We start from the raw sequence: 18,099 nt of genomic DNA, 5'->3' as shown, positions 1-18,099 counted from the left end.
GCTTACAAAATTATGAGGAGGAATTAGCTATGGCATTGAAAACGAGATCTATGAACATTATGAAAGTGATTGAGGACAATAAACATCTATTGAAGCCTCCGGTTAATAATAAAGTTCTTTGGGAGGATTCTGAATTTATCGCGATGCTGCTTGGCGGGCCGAATAGAAGAAGGGACTTTCATGTTGATCCATCAGACGAGTTCTTTTATCAGGTGAAGGGTGACTGTTATGTGGAATGTATCAATGAAAATGGAGAGCGTGAAGTAGTAACGGTTAAAGAAGGGGAAATGTTTATGCTGCCTGCAAATGTTCCCCATTCCCCTCACCGTGTGGCGGATACGTATGGCATTGTTTTGGAAAGAAAGAGGGACAAAGGGGAGCTTGAGGACTTTGTTTGGTTCTGTGACAACTGTAATGAGGAAATGCACAGGGTGACGGTTCAATTGACTAATATTGAAACGCAGGTAAAAGGAGCGATAGAGGAGTTCAATGGAAGCGAAGAACTGCGCACTTGTGACCATTGCGGCCATGTAATGCCAGAGGAAGTAGATGTGTGGAAATGCGAATAGATTTTCATACTCACATCATTCCAAAGGAGTTTCCGGACTTTGCAGAAAAATATGGCGGAGACCGCTGGCCAACGCTAGATCAGACTTGTACATGTGGCGCAAACATAATGGTTGCAGGAAAGGTCTTTCGGGAAGTGACCGACCAAGTTTGGTGTCCGCATAAGCGTATTCAGGACATGGACAGAGAGGGTGTGGACATACAGGTACTATCCCCAATTCCTGTGACATTTTCTTACTGGGCGGACAAAGAGGCTGCACTAGAAATGGCGCAGCTTCAAAATAATTTTATCGCGGATACGTTTAAAGAATATCCTAACCGATTTATTGGTCTAGGAACCGTACCTCTTCAAGATACGGTTGTTGCCATTCAGGAAATGGATCGGTGTATGCATGATCTTAAGCTTGCCGGAATAGAAATCGGAACTAATGTAAATGGGGAAAATCTTGATTCGCCTCATTTAACAGAGTTCTTTAAGATGGCTGAAGAGTGGAATGTACCTCTCTTTATTCATCCTTGGGAAACGATGGCGAAAGACCGTACCCCAAGACACAATTTTATGTACACGATCGGAATGCCAAGCGAGACAGCTCTTGCAGCCGCAAGTTTGATTTGGAGTGGGGTAATGGAAAAGTTTCCGAACCTTAAAATCTGTTTTGCCCATGGCGGAGGCTCGTTTCCTTATATTTTACCGCGCTTGGACAAGGGGTGGGAAGTATGGCCGCATCTTCGGCTTACAACACATCCTCCTAGTCATTATGCTAAGAAGTTCTATTTTGACTCCTTGAACTATGATGCGCTTACGATGAAATATCTGATTGAACGATTTGGTATCGATAAAGTGATTATGGGTTCTGACTATCCTTTCCTATTACGAGAAATTGCACCTGGAAAAGTAGTAGATGAGATAGAGGATTTATCTGATTCGGACAAAAAACTGCTGTTAGGAAAGAATGCTTTGGAATTTTTGAATATAAAGGAGACCGACTATGGAACAAAAGCTGATGACTCCAGAGGAAAAGCTGAAACAATTAGGTCTTGAGTTAAGAGATATACGTCCGGCAGTCGGTAACTATGTCAGTCATGTCAAAGTAGGTAATCTGATTTTCACCGCAGGCCAAGGGGTAGATCAATATCATGGCAAATTGGGCAGAGACTTTACCATTGAAGAAGGGTACCTTGCTTCCCGCCAGTCGATGCTAAATCTATTAAGTGTTTTAAAGCATGAGCTAGGTGAATTAAGTAGGGTGAAAAAAATCGTTAAAATGTTGGGCTTTGTCAATAGCACAGAAGATTTTACTGATCAGCCTAAGGTGATGAACGGGGCATCAGACTTATTGGTTGAGGTATTCGGTGATAGAGGAAAACATGCCCGTTCTGCAGTAGGCATGGCACAACTGCCTAACAATACGGCCATCGAAATAGAATTGATTGTTGAAGTTGCAGAGTAACGACTCCTTCTCTCTCTTGGATGAGAGGGAGTCTTCATTTTGGAAAGGGTGGGTTGTCTGATGCAAGTTAAAGAGTTTATTCCTGGGAAAATCAAGCCGATAGATTGTCGGCACTTTATCGACGGCGATTACATCGATTCTATTAACTTGAAAACCTTCGATAATATAAATCCTGCAACAGAAGAAGTGATCGGTAAAGTGGCGGAAGGGGGGAAAGAGGAAGTTGATCGTGCGGTTACTGCTGCAAGAAAAGCGTTAAAAGGTCCTTGGAAAAAGTATACCACCAAAGAGCGGTCAGATTTATTGCGAAGAATAGGAGATGGAATTTTAGAGAGAAAAGAAGAACTAGCTGTCTTGGAGTCTATGGATACTGGCAAGCCATACGAATTGGCTCTTGAAATGGACATCACCAGATCTGCTTACAACTTTTATTTTTTCGCAGACTTTTTAACATCTATGGGAGGAGAATCCTACCAACAAGATAATGTGGCGCTTCATTATTCTATTAGAAGACCGGTAGGAGTCGTTGGGATGATCAATCCTTGGAATCTACCTTTACTCTTATTGACTTGGAAATTAGCCCCATGTCTTGCGGCAGGTAATACTGCGGTCATGAAGCCTGCGGAATGGTCCCCAATGACAGCAACTGTTCTGGCGGAAATTTGCAAAAATGCAGGTGTACCAGATGGGATCATTAATCTCGTGCATGGTTTTGGAGCTGATTCGGCCGGTTCTGCATTAACCGAGCATCCAGGTGTGGATGCAATTACTTTTACAGGGGAAACCAAAACTGGATCTGCAATCATGAAAGCGGCAGCTCCTACGCTTAAAAAGTTATCTTATGAGCTAGGTGGGAAAAATCCAAATATCATCTTTGCGGATTCCAACTTGGATGAGGTTATTGATACAACGCTCAAATCGAGTTTCATGAACCAAGGGGAAGTATGCCTTTGTGGTTCAAGAATCTATGTGGAGAGTGCAATCTATGAATCGTTTCTTGAAAAGTTCACTGCCAGAACTAAAGAACTACAAACCGGAGATCCTTTTAATCCAGCTACAAAAGTAGGTGCAGTGATCAGTAAAGAACACTACGAACGGGTCCTCTCCTATATTGAAATAGCGAAAGAAGAAGGCGGGACCATTTTGACAGGTGGAGGGAGACCTGACTTTGTTGATAAAGGGTATTTCATTGAACCGACGATTGTCGTTGGACTAGATAGACATGCAAGATGTGTCAAAGAAGAAATCTTCGGCCCTGTCGTCACCGTTATTCCGTTTGAAACAGAAGAAGAAGTATTGGAGCAAGCTAATGATACTCATTATGGGCTGGGTGCAACAATCTGGACGAATGATCTTCGCCGTGCACATCGTGTTGCAAGAGAAATTGAGGCGGGAATCATCTGGATCAATACTTGGTATTTAAGAGATTTAAGGACTCCATTCGGTGGGATGAAGCAAAGCGGTATTGGCAGGGAAGGCGGCATGCACAGCTTTGATTTTTACAGTGAATTGTCGAATGTTACGGTAAAACTTTGATGCTAGAGAGGAGTTCCTATAATTGACCATTCAAACGAGAGAGTTTTCAGACCTGTTGATGAACGCTGAAAAAACAAGAAAAGGTGTATCGCCTTTAACGAATATGAACCCGGACTTAACAGTGAAAGAAGCATACAACATTCAAATGGATAACATTCAGGTGAAGCTAGAAAATGGAGAAACAATCAGTGGGAAAAAAATCGGACTTACGTCACTGGCCATGCAACAGCTTCTTGGTGTAGACGAACCCGACTATGGTCACCTTCTTCAATCAATGGAAGTGAGAAATGGTGGGGTTATTTCACGCCGGCAACTTCTCGAACCGAAAGTGGAAGGAGAAATAGCATTCTTTTTAAAAAAGGACTTAACTGGTCCCAATGTGACGGTGGAGGATGTATTGGATGCGACAGAATATGTTGTTGCTGCATTAGAGGTTGTGGACAGTCGCGTAGCAGGATGGAAAATCAAACTATGTGACACGATAGCGGATAATGCTTCTTCTGGCCTGTACGTGTTAGGGGATAAAAAGCTCCAGCCGCATCAAATTAACCTTAAGGAAGAGAAGATGTCGTTTTATAAGAATCAACAATTAATGAATGAAGGTGTCGGGAAAGCGGCTTTAGGAGATCCAGCCTATTGTGTCGCTTGGCTTGCTAATAAACTAGCTGAGTTTGGAATTACATTGAAAGCGAATGAAGTAATCCTCTCAGGTGCCTTATCCGCGGCAGTTAAAGCAGAAGAGGGCAACGAATTCGTGGCCAAATTCCAAACACTCGGAGAGGTAAAAGTAAAGTTTGAATAAAGAGAGGAGGAGTACGCTTTGGGGAAAGTGAAAGTAGCGATTATTGGTTCAGGAAACATCGGTACAGATCTAATGCTTAAACTTCATCGTTCCAAGTCCCTGGAACTGACGGCCATGATTGGCATAGATCCTCACTCAGATGGCCTTAGACGTGCAAAGGCTTACGGTCATACCATAATTATGAATGGAGTGGATGGTTTTCTAGAAAAGCCGGATCTTGCAGACATCCTTTTTGATGCAACCTCTGCTAAAGCCCATTACAGGCATGCAGAGGCTCTGAATAAGACGGGAAAACATCTGATCGATCTTACTCCCGCAGCTATCGGTCCATTTGTCGTCCCTACCGTAAACCTGTTGGAGCACATAAATAAACCTGTAGTGAACATGGTTACTTGTGGTGGACAAGCTACCATCCCAATCATTCATGCTGTCAGTCAAGTGTGCGAAGTGGAGTATGCGGAAATTGTTGCAACTATTGCAAGTAAAAGTGCTGGTCCTGGGACACGTATGAATATAGATGAATTTACTACTACTACAGCCCGTGCCATGGAAAAAATAGGTGGAGCTAAAAATGGTAAAGCGATCATTATTCTGAATCCTGCAGAACCACCGATTTTAATGAGAGATACGGTTTACTGCCAAGTGCAAAATGCGAAAGGAAAAGAAGAACAAATAAGTGCCGCGATAGCTAGACGTGTAGAAGAAATTCAAGAGTATGTACCAGGTTATAGACTTCGCACAGAACCGATTTTTGATGGAGATAAGGTCAGTATTTTCATAGAAGTAAAGGGAGCGGGGGATTACCTGCCAGATTTCTCAGGTAATCTGGATATCATGACTGCAGCAGCTGTAAAAGTAGGAGAAGAAAAAGCAAATAGATTGGCAGGAAAAAGAACTAAAGCAGTTAAAGCTACATAAGAGAGGGGAGGCCAAAAGGTTGAAACGTGATGTATGGATTACTGAGGTTGCTTTAAGGGATGGCAGTCATGCTATCAGTCATCAATTTACCGTGGATCAAGTGAGGAAAGTTGCCAAAGCATTGGATGATGCGGATGTTCCTGTTATTGAAGTGTCCCATGGTGATGGACTCGGAGGATCTTCCCTTCAATACGGATTGTCGCATACAAATGAAATGGATTTGATCAGCGCCGCAACAGAAGTTGTGACCAAAGCGAAAATAGTCGTTTTGTTGCTTCCCGGGATAGGTACTGTTCAGCATTTGAAAGAAGCGGCAAGCCGTGGTGCCAAAGTAGCCCGAATTGCTACTCATGTCACGGAAGCGGATGTATCTAAGCAGCATATATCTTTTGCAAAAGAGCTTGGCCTAGAAGCTGTTGGTTTTCTGATGATGTCTCATATGGCGCCAACAGAAAAATTGCTTGAACAGGCAAGCTTGATGGAAAGCTATGGAGCGGATGTCGTTTATGTAGTTGATTCTGCGGGGGCTCTTTTACCACATCAAGTAAAAGAAAGAGTTCATTGTTTGCGAAACAGTTTGGATGTACCAATTGGGTTCCATGCTCACAACAATCTCTCATTAGCGGTGGCCAATTCGTTAGTAGCTATTGAACAAGGGGCAACCAGAATAGATGGAAGCATTCGTTGCCTTGGGGCCGGGGCTGGTAATACACAGACAGAAGTGCTGGTCTCTGTACTAGACAGGCTAAATATTCAGACTGGTATTGATGTATATAAAATGATGGATGTGGCCGAGGAAATTGTCGCGCCTATTTTGCAGAAGCCGCAAGAAATCACAAGGGAAGGACTGCTGCTTGGATATGCAGGCGTATACTCTAGTTTCTTGGTTCATGCAAACAAAGCGGCAAAACAGTTTAAGGTAGATGCAAAAGATATATTAATAGAATTAGGCAAACGAAAAGTAGTCGGCGGACAAGAAGACATGATTGTCGATATTGCTGCTGAAATGGCCAAAAAGACCGTGAAAGCTTAAGAGGAGGATCTATATTGGACTTACTTCAAATTGCAAAACATGTGGCAGATCACCAAAAAAATGGACAAGAGATGGATAAAATTTCTCTCTCTCATCCGAATATGAATGTGGAGCATGCCTATGAAATTCAAAAGTTGAGCATGGACCAAGCTATCAACAATGGAGACAGATTAATTGGCTGGAAAATGGGATTGACCAGTAAGGCAAAACAATTGTCAGTGGGAGTGGAAGAAGCTATTTATGGTAGATTAACATCTTCTATGGAATTGACGGAGCCCACCTTACATATTGGCAATCTCATTCATCCGCGGGTGGAGCCTGAATTTGCGTTTATTCTTAACAAAGAACTGAAAGGAGATCAAATTACCGTTCGTGATGTTTGGATGGCAACAGAATGCATCTTCCCTGCCATAGAGGTGATTGACAGCAGATATCGTAACTTCTCCTTTACGCTAGAGGATGTGGTGGCAGACAATGCATCTTCTTCTAAGTTCATTCTAGGAAATCAAGCATTCTCTCCATACTTCACTTCTTGGGATAAGGTTGGAGTATCCATGGCGAGGAACGGAGAGACGGTTCAATCAGGAGTGGGAGCGGCAGTATTGGATCACCCCGTAAAGTCTATTGTGGAATTGGTGAAAATGTTGGACCGCGAAGGCTTTTCAGTCAAACCTGGAATGGTGGTTCTTGCTGGTGGAATTACGGAAGCAATTAATGTCTATAACGGGGATGTAATAGAGGTTCACTATGATCAGTTAGGAACATTGAAATTGTACGTCGAGTTGTAAAGGAGTACCTATATGCCGATCACTCACATTCATTTGTTGGAAGGTAGAAGTGTTGAACAAAAGCAAGAATTGATTCGAAGTGTCACTCAAGCGATCACTAATACCCTTGGAACCTCCCCTGAACAAGTTAGGGTTTTGCTCATGGAGGTACCTAAGGAAAATTGGGGCACAGGCGGTGTTACAAAGGCACAATTTGATGAATAAGGAAAAATAAAGGGGGAGAACGATGAAAAAGGTGATTCGAAGTATAGTTATGATGATGGTCATGTCACTATTACTGTTGCTCGCAGCATGTGGAGGAGACGAAGCAAGCGGAGATGAATCAGGTAAGACATATTCCTTTAAATTAGCACATATTACCCCAACCAACCATATGTGGCATCAGGCTGCGGAAAAATTTGCAGAAGAACTAGAAAATAAGTCCGATGGAAGAATGAAAGTGGAAATCTATCCCGCAAGCCAGCTTGGAACAGAGGCAGATATGGTTCAACAGATTGAGGCAGGATCCGTAGACTTTGGATTGATCACGGCAGCTTATATGAGTTCCCGCTCTCCTTCTTTTGCCGCATGGTTTATGCCATATGCATTTGAAGATATCAATGCAGCACATGAAGCTAGGACCTCTGAGGTTTCTAAAAAGATTTTGGCTACATTGGATGAGCAAGGCCTTGTTGGATTGGATTATCTGTTTGCTGGTCAACGTGTCATGCTTTTCAAAGACAAGGAAGTGACTTCCCCAGAAGATATGGCAGGTTTAAAATTACGTGTAACGCCAAGTCCTCCGATGCAAGATTTTTATCGTTCTGCAGGCGCCTCGCCTGAAGGATTGCCCCTTCCTGAAGTTTACGCAGCTGTTCAAACAGGCGTAATTGACGGGATGGACATGGATTTGGATGCTGCCATCACTAATAAATATTATGAAGTCGTAAAATATGGAGCTGTTACCAACCATATGGTTTGGCCATCCGTTGCCATCGTAAATAAATCCACATTTGAAGGAATGTCAGAAGCAGACCAAAAGTTAGTTCGTGATGCACTAACAGTAGCCACCGATTTTGCAGTAAATACTCGCTCTGGTCAGGAAGAAGAATTCAGGCAAACATTAAGCGACAATGGAATGAAAATTTATGATATCCCAGCAGATGCATTTGCAGACCAGATTGCAGAGTTTGATGCAAAATACAAAGATTCAGATCCTCTAATTAAAGAATTTATTGATACGTATAGAAAATAAGATTTAAAGGGGGAAGTCACAAGAATGATGAGAATCAGTGAAGGAATAGCCAAAGTCGAGAAAATTCTCGCTGCATTTTTAATGTTGTGCATGGCGGTTATCATAACATTATCAGTAGCCTTCCGATACTTCCTAAACTCCCCCTTGTCATGGGCCGGGGAAGTATCAATCTTTCTATTAATCTGGATCAGCTTTATTGGAGGTAGCTTGGGACTGAAATATAAGTCCCAGGCTTCTGTTTCGATATTCCTGGAGTATGTGCCAACAAATATCAGAAAGGTATTAACCTTAATCGGTCATATTTGTATGCTTTTATTTCTTTTCGTCATTCTTTATTATACCTATACTTGGATACTATCTCCCAATGTTGCCTTGCAAAAATCAAGTGGTATTCTATTACCCATGTGGATACCATACAGCGCAGTCCCAATCGGCCTAACTTGTGCAGCGTTTCATATTTTGACTAACTTTCTAGTTGTTTTCCGGGAGGGAGTAGTAGAATGACGATACTAGTAATTGTCTTGTTTTTTGTATTTTTACTCATTGGTATTCCTATCTCTCTCGTATTAGGTATGACAACTGTTTTGTACTTCTTACTTGTAGGAAGCCCGGTGCTTCTGGAATCCACACCTATGCGTTTGTATTCTGGGTTAGAAAATTTCGGGTTATTGGCAATCCCACTCTTCATGCTCGCGGGCGAATTGATGAATAGCGGGGGAATTACGACAAGGCTCGTAAAGTTCTCCAAAACATTAATTGGTCACGTGAGGGGTGGCCTGGCTTATGTTACGATTATATCCAATATGTTTATTGCGTCCATATTGGGTTCAGCAAATGCTCAAGCTGCGATGATGAGTAAAGTCATGGTCCCGGAAATGGAAAGAGAAGGGTACAAAAGAGAGTTTTCCTCTGCGCTCACCCTTGCCTCCTCCATTGTCGCCCCTATCATTCCTCCAAGCATGATATTTATCATTTATGGAACTCTCTCTGGCACCTCCATAGGTGGGTTATTCATGGCGGGAATAATTCCCGGAATCATATATGGTCTAGGTTTTATAGGTCTCATTGCCTTTATGGGTTATAAGTACAATTTCCCCAAAAGTGAACGTTCATCGTTTAAAGAAATTCTACATCACGGTTTGTATGTCATACCTGCATTAAGCGTTCCATTTATCATTATTTTTGGTATATTAAGCGGTGCATTTACCCCGACGGAATCGGCTGCGGTAGCATGTTTCGTTGCTCTGATAGTAGGCATGTTCCTTTATAAGGAATTGAAACTGAAAAACATTCCAAAGCTATTGATGAACACGGTAATAAGTACCGCCACCGTAACGTTTCTTATTGCGATGGCAAACATCTTTGGTTGGATGATAGCGTTTGAACAAATCCCGCAACTTGTTGCTGACGGTATGTTAAGTATTTCAGAAAATCCGCTAGTTTTCTTATTGATGGTGAATTTGATGCTTCTATTGCTCGGGGCGGTTTTGGACGGCATTGCCGCATTAATTATATTAATTCCTGTATTGATGCCTCTTGTTGTGGCATTTGGGATTGATCCTATCCACTTCGGCGTCATCATCTGTATCAATTTGACCATTGGACTTTTAACCCCTCCTGTTGGAACTGGCCTGTTTGTTGTCTCCTCCATTGCGGATGTGAAAATCGAGAAGCTAATAAAGGCTACCACCCCATTTCTATTAATGGGAATTTTCATCTTGATGATTATTACATATTGGGCAGACGCTGTGTTGTTTATTCCAAGGATGCTTGGTTTCTAAAAAGATGCCGGACCCATTTGGTTCGGTTTTTTTATTTGGAATAAATATTGAAACTTCAGGAGTTTTTAAACGTATTACTAAGCAATAGACTTTTTGTTTGAGGGGGGATAATATGTATGATACATATAGAGGACTTACAAAAATATTATGGGGATTACTTTTTGTATTAATAGACATAAACATTGAGTATGTAGATATAATACCGGATTTTGTGGGTTATTCCATGATTGCATATGGGTTGATGCAACTTGATTTTGAGAAGGAGAGAAGTTGGGCAGTTGGTATTGCAATCATATCTTTTCCCACTTTTTTCATACCGAAAGCCAATGCGGCAGACCCAATGAGTTACAATGGGGATTACTTTTTTAACGCTCTTTACTATACAGGGCTTGGAGTGTTGCACCTAATTCTGATGTATCTCATCATCAGTAGGCTGATTAAAGTGGCAGAAAGCAAAGGTCAATTTGAAGTAGCACAACAGGCTAGGACTAGACTCACGATGTATGTGGGAGTGAGTATTTTTGTTTTGGTGGGCTTTATGGTGGGAGAGGTATTGGGATTCTTATTAATTATTGCTCTAATTTTCTCCATTATCATGGAGATTGTTCTGCTGGTACAAATAGCGCAATTTCGTAGAGTTTTATAGGAGAGGGGTGTTGGCATGACTTTTGTGTGGTTGATGTTAACAATAGCAGTAGCGCTTGTATTCGTGGATGTAGCAGTGAGAAAGTTACTGGGAATAAAACGTGCGAAGCTTACAGATCCAAAAGGGAAGAAAATAGATGTGCTCGGAAGGATTATTTGTGTCATTTTAGTCTTTATTACGTACCCGGCCGTTATAGAAACAGGTGTACTTCAAATAGAGCATCTCTTTGTTATCTTTTTTACAGTTCTGTTTTGCCTCCAGGCAATCATTCAATATCTTTATATTAAGGAATCTAAGGAATTTATTATTACACTGCTTATGAATGTTGTGTTTGTAGTTTTTCTGTTAAATATTGATTCCCTTTTAAAGCTTTACAGTTAATTAAAAAACGAGCCAAGTATCTCCGGCTCGTTTTTGTCTGCCAATCTATTAAAAAAACATGGAAGCTCCAGCTAATAGTGTCGTGATTAGCATGACGCCAATCATTAAATAGACGACAACTTTTTGGAATTTGCGGTTCATCATTTGAGTTCATTCACTCCCCATTTATTCTACTATCCCTATTTTACATGGATTTCGATTCTTTCTCAAGTTAGGATTCTAGACGAAAAAGGAAGGAATTTTGCACAAAAAGTCGAATTGTTATAGAGTCATAGTTAGGGGACATACAACAAGGGGGATTGGCATGATTAAAAATGTAAATCATATTGGGATTGCTGTAAACTCAATTGAGACAGCGCTTCCATTTTATACAGAGGCTTTGGGGTTGACTTTTGAAGCTGTGGAACATGTAGCGGAGCAAAGGGTAAGAGTGGCATTCATCAATGCCGGGAATTGTAAGCTGGAGTTATTGGAACCGACTTCTCCTGATAGTCCGGTTGCCAAATTTATTGAAAAGCGTGGGGAAGGCATTCACCATGTAGCCTTAAGTGTAGAATCCATAGAAGATAGAATTCAAGAAATGATTGAAAAGGGAATACCTATGATAGACAAGAAATCTCGTGTCGGGGCAGGCGGGGCGAACATCGCTTTCATGCACCCAAAAGCAAGCAATGGCGTATTGGTAGAATTCTGCGAAAAGGCGGCGAAACAACATGACAATTGATATTTATGAAAAAATAAACGAGCTTTATGACAAACGTCGCGAAGTAGAACTTGGCGGTGGAGACGATCGAATTGACAAGCAGCATGAAAAAGGGAAACTGACTGCCAGAGAGCGTATCGAACTGCTTGTGGATGAAGGGACTTTTGTAGAACTTAATCCATTTATCGAACACCGTTGCAATGACTTTGGCCTGCAGGGAAAAAAAGGTCCTGGAGATGGCGTCGTTACAGGTTATGGAAAAGTGAACGGCAAACCAATCTATCTTTTTTCACAAGACTTCACTGTATTTGGTGGAGCCCTAGGAGAAATGCATGCAAAGAAAATCGCCAATGTCATGGATATGGCAGCAAAAAATGGTGCACCCATTGTCGGCTTGAATGATTCAGGGGGAGCACGAATCCAAGAAGGTGTTCTTTCATTAGATGGATATGGTCACATCTTTTACAGAAACTCTATCTATTCTGGAGTAATTCCTCAGATTTCGGTCATTATGGGTCCATGTGCAGGCGGGGCTGTTTATTCACCGGCCATTACCGATTTTGTTTTCATGGTGGAAAAGACCAGTCAGATGTTTATCACGGGACCAAAGGTAATTGAAACGGTAACAGGAGAGAAGATCAGTTCAGAAGGCCTTGGTGGAGCAAAAGTACATAACGCAATAAGCGGAAATGCTCACTTCTCCAGTTCTTCGGAGGAAGAGGTACTGGCACAAGTGCGAAACCTGCTAAGTTACCTTCCACAAAACAATGAAGAAAAGCCGGAAAGAATTTCTTGTGAACAAGGTGACGACTACCGTCCGGATTTAGCGGATGCCATTCCGTTTGACGCAATTAGACCTTATGATGTTCGAATTGTAATCAACCAGGTAGTGGATGAAGGGTCGTTTATGGAAGTTCATAAGGATTTTGCCAAAAATATCGTAGTTGGATTGGCAAGGCTGAAGGGAGAAGTTGTTGGACTAGTTTGTAATCAGCCAAAAGTGATGGCAGGCGGACTTGATATCGATTCTTCTGATAAAGCATCCAGGTTTATTCGTTTCTGTGACTCTTTCAATATTCCATTGATTACATTTGAAGATGTCACGGGGTTCTTCCCGGGCGTAAAACAAGAGCACGGTGGAATCATCCGTCATGGTGCCAAAATCCTTTACGCTTATTCGGAAGCGACAGTGCCAAAGCTGACCGTAATTTTGCGTAAAGCTTATGGTGGTGCATATGTAGCCTTAAACAGTAAATCCATCGGTGCCGACCTTGTCTTTGCATGGCCAAATGCGGAAATTGCTGTAATGGGTCCTCAAGGAGCAGCAAACATCATCTTTGCCCGTGAAATCAATGAGAGCGATAATCCGGATGAGACACGTGCCCAAAAAATTGAAGAGTATCGCGAAAAGTTTGCCAACCCATATGTGGCAGCAAGCCAAGGAATGGTAGATGACGTGATTGATCCAAGAGAGACAAGGATTAAATTGATTCAATCACTAGAAATGCTTTGCAATAAAAAGGAATCAAGACCATATAAAAAACACGGGAATATCCCACTATAATTCATGACGAGAGATAGTAGGTGGAAAAATCCTGCTATCTTTTTAACTAAAAAGGGGAAGAATAATATGGTTAATCTGAAAAAAGTGAATCAAGATCAGGAAGCGGTTCTTCATAATATAATTCAGTTTTATATTTACGAGTTCACAAGATTTAATAAGCAAATTACATTAGAAACGGATGGAAAGTATAAACCATTTGATTTAGACAAGTATTGGAATAACAATGAGTATCATGCATTTTTTATTCATTCTGGAGAAGAACTTGCCGGGTTTGCCTTTGTAGAGCAGGGACACGGAGATTCTCCTAGTGTCATAGAAGAGTTCTTTGTCTTGAAGAAGTTTCATGGAAAAGGGGTGGGAACAATAGCTTCTCAACAGCTGTTTTCTATGTTTCCTGGCAAATGGGAAATTTTCCAAATTGAAAATAACTATCCCGCTCAGGCTTTTTGGAGAAAAACAATCAAGGAATATACAAGTAATACCTTTACAGAGCGTTACGATGAATATAGAAGGTCTATCCAAGAATTTGATACCGCTACTTTACCGAATTATTAGGTTGAGCAAGGAAAAAATCGCATGAATAGGTTATAATAGGATGGGATTCAATAAGTAGTAGGAGGAACATACATATGATTAACAGAGACAGACTTGTCGAAGAATTTTTAGAGCTTGTCCAGGTGGACTCAGAAACAAAATTCGAAGCAGAGATTTGCAAAGTATTAAAAGAAAAATTCTCCGCTCTTGGTGTCCAAGTAGTAGAAGATGATACGATGAATGAGACGGGACATGGTGCAGGAAACCTAATCTGTACACTTGAAGGTACAAAAGATGGTGTAGATACCATTTATTTCACGTCCCATATGGACACAGTAGTTCCAGGAAAGGGAATCAAACCATCGATCAAAGACGGCTACATTGTCACAGACGGAACGACTATTCTTGGAGCAGATGACAAAGCAGGTCTTGCTGCAATGCTTGAAGCAGTGAAAGTTCTAAAAGAAAACAACATCGAACACGGAAAAATCGAGTTTGTCATCACGGTCGGAGAAGAATCTGGACTTGTAGGGGCAAAAGCGCTAGATCCAGCTTTAGTAACTGCGAAATTCGGTTTTGCTCTAGATAGCGACGGAACAGTTGGAAACATCATTGTAGCAGCTCCAACACAAGCTAAAGTAAAAGCAACGATATACGGAAAGACGGCTCATGCAGGAGTTGCACCGGAAAAAGGAATTTCTGCGATTACAATTGCAGCAAAATCTATCGCAAAAATGCCTTTAGGCAGAATTGATGAAGAAACAACTGCAAACATTGGGCGATTCGAAGGCGGCGGACCGACTAATATCGTTTGCGACCGTGTGGATATATTAGCAGAGGCGCGTTCTTTAGTTCCTGAAAAAATGGAAGCGCAAGTGGCAAAAATGAAAGATGCATTTGAAACAGTGGCAGCAGACATGGGTGGCCGTGCGGAAGTAACAATAGACGTTATGTACCCAGGCTTCAAGTTTGCTGATGGCGATCATGTAGTGGAAATGGCTAAGCGTGCCGTTACTGAAATTGGAAGAACCCCCGAACTTCAACGCAGCGGCGGAGGCAGTGATGCCAATGTTATAGCTGGATTTGGCGTTCCAACGGTAAATCTAGCAGTTGGGTACGAAGAAATTCACACGACTAATGAAAGAATGCCCATTGAAGAATTGATTAAAACAACGGAATTGGTTGTAAGTATCATGAAGGAAGTAGCAAAATAAAATGGGAAAGCTTGGTGAATTTGCCAAGCTTTTTTTTATACATTGTTTTATAATAGAGAAAAAGGGCGAATAGGAGAATAGTCATGGAATCCAAAAAACTAGTAATTTTTGAAACAAAGGAAGAAGAGTATGGCATAGCAGTTGAAAATGTGGTTTCCATTGAAAAGCTTGGAACTGTTACAGCTCTACCCGAGATGGAAGCTTATCTAAAAGGCCTTATGAAAGTAAGGGGACAATTAATACCAGTTCTTGATGTGAAGCATATATTATTTTCTGAACCGATTGAAGTGAGCGATAAAACACGTTTAATTGTGGTGCAAACATCGGAACTTTCCGTAGGGTTATTAGTGGAAGATGCAAAGGAAATATTGGATGTGAAAAAAGAGGCTATTAAGGATTTAAATGTGTTGGCATTTCAGTCTTCTCCGTATATAAGCGGGATGGTAAATCTTGATAGTCGATTGATTGCAATTATTGATCCGAATAACTTAGTGGGAAGCCTTGAAAAAGTCCATCATATTAAGGATGCGGTAGAAGCTTCTACTATATAGGAAAAATACATATTAAGTTACTATACAAAATAAGACCACCAGCCTTTTTCTAGCGGGTGGTCATATTTTGAATTATTGTGCTCTTGTTACTAGTTCCACTTCAATATTTCCTCTGGTAGCTTTAGAATAAGGGCAAACTTCATGTGCTTGTTTAACTAACTTCTCTGCTTCCTCTTGAGTAACTCCATTAATACTAACGTTTAACACGACAGCCAGTTTAAAGCCACCATCAGTATCTTTACCAATAGAAACCTCTGCAACAACTTCTGATTCAATTTTCTGGCGAGCCTGACGTGCTACAAGGTTTAGTGCACTGTCAAAACAAGCGGAATACCCGGCAGCAAATAGTTGTTCTGGATTAGTTGCTCCTTCTTTTTCTGTTCCACCTAATGATTTTGGCATTGCAAGTGCAAGATCTAAAGTTCCATCTTCGCTTTGAATTTTTCCTGCTCTACCACCTGAGGCTGTAACTTTCGCTGTATATAATGCATCCATCTAAAATCCACTCCTTTAAATTGTGTAAAATTATATTGCGCAAAACTTAATTCTCCACTATATTATCGCGTATAAATTATTTAGTCAACTAATAAGTTGTGCAAAAGGTATTTGTGTAAAAGGTAAGTGAGTTGTACAATAGTATTATTGAGATTTAAAGGAGATATATGTATGGATAGCAACTTAAAATTAGATAATCAACTTTGTTTTAAAATTTACTCTGCAGAAAAGAAAATGATGAAATTATATAGATCGTATTTAGATGAGCAGGGAATAACATATTCTCAATACCTCGTCCTATTGGTACTGTGGGAAAGGGATGCCATTTCTGTGAAGGAGTTAGGTGAAAAACTAATTCTCGACTCTGGTACGTTAACCCCAATGTTAAAACGTATGGAAACAAATCAATTAATTGTAAGAAATCGCTCCAAAAAAGATGAACGAAGTGTTGTGATAACTCTTACCCCGAAAGGAAAAGCCTTAAATAAAGAGGTAGAGTGTATCCCAAACAAGTTCCTAGAAAAAATATCATTAAATACGGATGAACTAAAAGCATTAAGCGAACTTCTGACAAAGCTGGTTGTTAAATAAAATAGGCGAGAAGTTTAGGGTGAATTGTATGAATGAAAAAATCACAAAAGGACATCGAGTCATCTTTCATGTAGATATGAATAGCTTCTACGCGTCTGTCGAGATGGCCTATGATCCCTTGCTTAAGGGAAAGCCTGTAGCAATTGCGGGTAATGTAGAAGAACGAAAAGGGATTATCGTCACTTGTAGTTATGAGGCAAGAGCCTTTGGTGTGAAAACAACGATGCCTTTATGGGAAGCAAGACAGAAATGTCCCCAGCTTATTGTGCGAAAGCCTAACTTTGACCGGTACAGGAAGAGTTCCCAAGCCATGTTTGATTTGCTAAGGGAGTATACAGACCAAGTTGAACCGGTTTCCATCGATGAAGGTTATATGGATGTGACAGATTATGCAGGACCACTAACACCTTTACAAATTGCTGAGGAAATCCAATTGAGGTTACAAAAAGAACTTTTGTTGCCCTGTAGTATTGGAATTGCCCCGAATAAATTCTTGGCGAAGATGGCATCGGATATGAAAAAGCCCATGGGAATTACTATCCTACGAAAAAGAGAAATTGAGAAAATCCTTTGGCCTATGAATGTGGGGGAAATGCATGGTGTAGGGGCCAAGACTGCTGAAAAATTAAAGACAATAAGTATTACAACAATTGGTGAATTGGCTAAAGGCAATGATTATCAACTAAAACACCTGCTTGGTATTAATGGAGAGCGGCTGAAAAAGCGAGCAAATGGAGTTGACACTCGTCCAGTTGATCCCGATAGTGTCTCTGAATTTAAAAGTATTGGAAACTCTACTACTTTACCAAAGGATTCAGAAGATGAACGTTTGTTAGAGAAGACCATCGAAAAACTGTCATCTTCTGTGAGTGCAAGAATGAAAAGAAAGTCAGTGCTCAGCCATAACATTCAGCTAATGATCAGATATGGCATTCATCATACGGTGACAAGGAGCCGAAAACTACCTAATCCAATAGAAGGTGAAAGTGCTATTAAAGCAGCTGCTATGTTTTTGCTTAGAAAGCATTGGGACGGGGAACCTGTCCGCTTATTGGGTGTAACTGCTCAAGAACTTGTGGAAAAAGATGATTCTGTTAAACAGCTTGATCTGTTTACGTTTCAAGAAGATGCTAAGAAAGAGCCATTGCATAAAACCCTTCAAGATCTAGAAGATAAATTTGGGAAGGGGATTATTAAAAGGGGTATTAAGAATAAGAATACTGCTGATGCAGGTTCAAAGGCTAAAATAACGACTAGTTTTCAGAAGGATTTTTTAGAATAAGTATTTATTAGCCTGTAGACAACATTTG

The 18,099-nt window shown here is 40.9% G+C and carries 23 protein-coding genes; 21 read left to right on the top strand and 2 right to left on the bottom strand.

Annotated features, from left to right (window positions below):
• Positions 1 to 29 precede the first annotated feature (29 nt).
• The 14 genes from B4U37_RS13990 to B4U37_RS13925 all read left to right on the top strand — a co-directional run bounded on the left by B4U37_RS13990 (position 30) and on the right by B4U37_RS13925 (position 11,137).
• Entirely contained in the window at positions 30 to 569 is a 540-nt protein-coding gene (locus tag B4U37_RS13990; protein ID WP_088018722.1) for a 3-hydroxyanthranilate 3,4-dioxygenase, read from the top strand.
• Positions 560 to 1,609, top strand: coding sequence for an amidohydrolase family protein (locus B4U37_RS13985; protein ID WP_245840093.1), 1,050 nt, complete (start codon positions 560 to 562; stop codon positions 1,607 to 1,609). The genes B4U37_RS13990 and B4U37_RS13985 overlap by 10 nt, the downstream gene beginning before the upstream one ends.
• Positions 1,557 to 2,018, top strand: a complete 462-nt coding sequence (locus B4U37_RS13980; protein WP_010194143.1) for a RidA family protein — start codon at positions 1,557 to 1,559, stop codon at positions 2,016 to 2,018. Before B4U37_RS13985 ends, B4U37_RS13980 begins: the two co-directional genes overlap by 53 nt.
• A 60-nt stretch (positions 2,019 to 2,078) precedes the next feature.
• Positions 2,079 to 3,554 (top strand): aldehyde dehydrogenase, encoded by a 1,476-nt coding sequence (locus B4U37_RS13975; RefSeq protein WP_088018720.1) that lies wholly within the window; start codon positions 2,079 to 2,081, stop codon positions 3,552 to 3,554.
• 22 nt (positions 3,555 to 3,576) lie between these two features.
• Positions 3,577 to 4,356, top strand: a complete 780-nt coding sequence (locus B4U37_RS13970) for a 2-keto-4-pentenoate hydratase (RefSeq protein ID WP_198317027.1) — start codon at positions 3,577 to 3,579, stop codon at positions 4,354 to 4,356.
• 18 nt (positions 4,357 to 4,374) lie between these two features.
• Positions 4,375 to 5,274, top strand: coding sequence for an acetaldehyde dehydrogenase (acetylating) (locus tag B4U37_RS13965; protein ID WP_088018719.1), 900 nt, complete (start codon positions 4,375 to 4,377; stop codon positions 5,272 to 5,274).
• A 19-nt stretch (positions 5,275 to 5,293) separates the two neighbouring features.
• Positions 5,294 to 6,307: a 4-hydroxy-2-oxovalerate aldolase gene (dmpG, locus tag B4U37_RS13960; protein WP_088018718.1), complete on the top strand. Its 1,014-nt coding sequence runs from the start codon at positions 5,294 to 5,296 to the stop codon at positions 6,305 to 6,307.
• Between the two features lie 14 nt (positions 6,308 to 6,321).
• A complete protein-coding gene (locus tag B4U37_RS13955; RefSeq protein WP_088018717.1) occupies positions 6,322 to 7,095 on the top strand; it encodes a 2-keto-4-pentenoate hydratase in 774 nt (257 codons plus the stop codon).
• A 12-nt stretch (positions 7,096 to 7,107) separates the two neighbouring features.
• The gene (locus tag B4U37_RS13950; RefSeq protein ID WP_088018716.1) at positions 7,108 to 7,299 is read left to right on the top strand and encodes a 2-hydroxymuconate tautomerase; all 192 of its coding nucleotides are present in this window, start codon (positions 7,108 to 7,110) and stop codon (positions 7,297 to 7,299) included.
• 22 nt (positions 7,300 to 7,321) lie between these two features.
• Complete coding sequence (locus B4U37_RS13945) at positions 7,322 to 8,329, top strand: TRAP transporter substrate-binding protein (protein ID WP_088018715.1); 1,008 nt, start codon at positions 7,322 to 7,324, stop codon at positions 8,327 to 8,329.
• A gap of 24 nt (positions 8,330 to 8,353) precedes the next feature.
• Complete coding sequence (locus B4U37_RS13940) at positions 8,354 to 8,833, top strand: TRAP transporter small permease (RefSeq protein ID WP_010194158.1); 480 nt, start codon at positions 8,354 to 8,356, stop codon at positions 8,831 to 8,833.
• Entirely contained in the window at positions 8,830 to 10,110 is a 1,281-nt protein-coding gene (locus B4U37_RS13935) for a TRAP transporter large permease (protein WP_088018714.1), read from the top strand. The genes B4U37_RS13940 and B4U37_RS13935 overlap by 4 nt, the downstream gene beginning before the upstream one ends.
• A 112-nt stretch (positions 10,111 to 10,222) precedes the next feature.
• On the top strand, positions 10,223 to 10,756 hold the full coding sequence (locus B4U37_RS13930; RefSeq protein WP_088018713.1) for a hypothetical protein: 534 nt from the start codon (positions 10,223 to 10,225) through the stop codon (positions 10,754 to 10,756).
• 15 nt (positions 10,757 to 10,771) lie between these two features.
• On the top strand, positions 10,772 to 11,137 hold the full coding sequence (locus B4U37_RS13925) for a DUF4181 domain-containing protein (RefSeq protein ID WP_088018712.1): 366 nt from the start codon (positions 10,772 to 10,774) through the stop codon (positions 11,135 to 11,137).
• Positions 11,138 to 11,185: 48 nt separating this feature from the next.
• On the opposite strand, the gene prli42 is transcribed toward B4U37_RS13925, so the two are convergent.
• Positions 11,186 to 11,281: a stressosome-associated protein Prli42 gene (gene prli42 / locus B4U37_RS22015; RefSeq protein ID WP_010194162.1), complete on the bottom strand. Its 96-nt coding sequence runs from the start codon at positions 11,279 to 11,281 to the stop codon at positions 11,186 to 11,188.
• 160 nt (positions 11,282 to 11,441) lie between these two features.
• Between prli42 and mce the strand changes: the two genes are divergently transcribed.
• The 5 genes from mce (at position 11,442) to B4U37_RS13900 (ending at position 15,703) form a co-directional block, all read left to right on the top strand.
• Complete coding sequence (gene mce, locus B4U37_RS13920; RefSeq protein ID WP_010194164.1) at positions 11,442 to 11,861, top strand: methylmalonyl-CoA epimerase; 420 nt, start codon at positions 11,442 to 11,444, stop codon at positions 11,859 to 11,861.
• The gene (locus B4U37_RS13915) at positions 11,857 to 13,404 is read left to right on the top strand and encodes an acyl-CoA carboxylase subunit beta (RefSeq protein ID WP_088020297.1); all 1,548 of its coding nucleotides are present in this window, start codon (positions 11,857 to 11,859) and stop codon (positions 13,402 to 13,404) included. Before mce ends, B4U37_RS13915 begins: the two co-directional genes overlap by 5 nt.
• Positions 13,405 to 13,470: 66 nt before the next feature.
• Positions 13,471 to 13,959, top strand: coding sequence for a GNAT family N-acetyltransferase (locus B4U37_RS13910; protein ID WP_088018711.1), 489 nt, complete (start codon positions 13,471 to 13,473; stop codon positions 13,957 to 13,959).
• A gap of 74 nt (positions 13,960 to 14,033) precedes the next feature.
• Entirely contained in the window at positions 14,034 to 15,152 is a 1,119-nt protein-coding gene (locus tag B4U37_RS13905; protein ID WP_088018710.1) for a tripeptidase T, read from the top strand.
• 83 nt (positions 15,153 to 15,235) lie between these two features.
• Positions 15,236 to 15,703: a chemotaxis protein CheW gene (locus B4U37_RS13900; RefSeq protein WP_088018709.1), complete on the top strand. Its 468-nt coding sequence runs from the start codon at positions 15,236 to 15,238 to the stop codon at positions 15,701 to 15,703.
• A gap of 72 nt (positions 15,704 to 15,775) precedes the next feature.
• Here B4U37_RS13900 and B4U37_RS13895 read toward each other — a convergent pair whose 3' ends face one another.
• Positions 15,776 to 16,198: an organic hydroperoxide resistance protein gene (locus tag B4U37_RS13895; protein WP_010194169.1), complete on the bottom strand. Its 423-nt coding sequence runs from the start codon at positions 16,196 to 16,198 to the stop codon at positions 15,776 to 15,778.
• A gap of 171 nt (positions 16,199 to 16,369) precedes the next feature.
• Here B4U37_RS13895 and B4U37_RS13890 point away from each other — a divergent pair, with 171 nt between their 5' ends.
• Positions 16,370 to 16,789 carry a MarR family winged helix-turn-helix transcriptional regulator gene (locus tag B4U37_RS13890; protein WP_088018708.1) on the top strand — a complete coding sequence of 140 codons (420 nt, stop codon included), beginning with the start codon at positions 16,370 to 16,372 and terminating at the stop codon, positions 16,787 to 16,789.
• Between the two features lie 28 nt (positions 16,790 to 16,817).
• Complete coding sequence (locus tag B4U37_RS13885; protein WP_088018707.1) at positions 16,818 to 18,071, top strand: DNA polymerase IV; 1,254 nt, start codon at positions 16,818 to 16,820, stop codon at positions 18,069 to 18,071.
• Positions 18,072 to 18,099: the final 28 nt, after the last annotated feature.

Source organism: Sutcliffiella horikoshii (assembly GCF_002157855.1).
Lineage (GTDB): Bacteria > Bacillota > Bacilli > Bacillales > Bacillaceae_I > Sutcliffiella_A > Sutcliffiella_A horikoshii_C.
The sequence above is the reverse complement of the archived record's forward strand: the minus strand, read 5'-3'. Positions and strand labels throughout refer to the sequence as shown.